This window comes from Candidatus Nanopusillus massiliensis (genome assembly GCF_920984865.1).
Genome location: NZ_OV100765.1, coordinates 237,866 through 238,382, shown reverse-complemented (window position 1 = coordinate 238,382; position 517 = coordinate 237,866). Strand labels below are relative to the sequence as shown.

Sequence of the window (517 nt, the reverse complement as noted above, 5' to 3'; positions counted from 1 at the left end):
CCTTTTTGTTTTATTATCAATACCAGTATTATCAATTGTTGGAATAAATATATATAATATAATTTTAGTATCTATTATTTTAGGTATAGGCNNNNCTACTGGAAAATTTGTAATGTATATTATTGGTATTTTTCTATCAAAACCACTAAAGAATAATAAAAATTTACTATTCATAAAAATAATATCAAATAGTAAAAACTTCTACATGATTTTTTTCTTTTTAGTTATATTACCATTTTTACCATTAGATGNTCTATTATTTTTATCATTTGGAATTGAAAAAATAAGTATATTAAAATNNNATTTAATAGCAATTCTAGGAAAAACATTAAAATCCTTTTTAGAATTATATGCTGAAATATTTATTTTAAATAAAATAAGTTATATATCAAAAATACCTTTATTACAATTATCTATAATATCTTCAATATTATTTATTTTATGTGAGNATAATATTTTTTAAATTAGATTGGGAAAAATATTTTAATAAATGGATATCAAAAGAGAAATAAGCATA

Annotated in this window: 1 protein-coding gene (only partly in view); it reads left to right on the top strand. The window is 17.3% G+C overall.

Features of this window, described 5'->3' with window-relative positions; translation table 11 throughout:
- Nucleotides 1–490: 490 nt before the first annotated feature.
- The coding region annotated (locus tag LUA84_RS01625) for an endonuclease dU (RefSeq protein ID WP_231434148.1) crosses the window boundary (this coding region is incomplete at its 3' end): on the top strand, nucleotides 491–517 show 27 of its 523 nt. The annotated region continues 496 nt past the right edge of the window.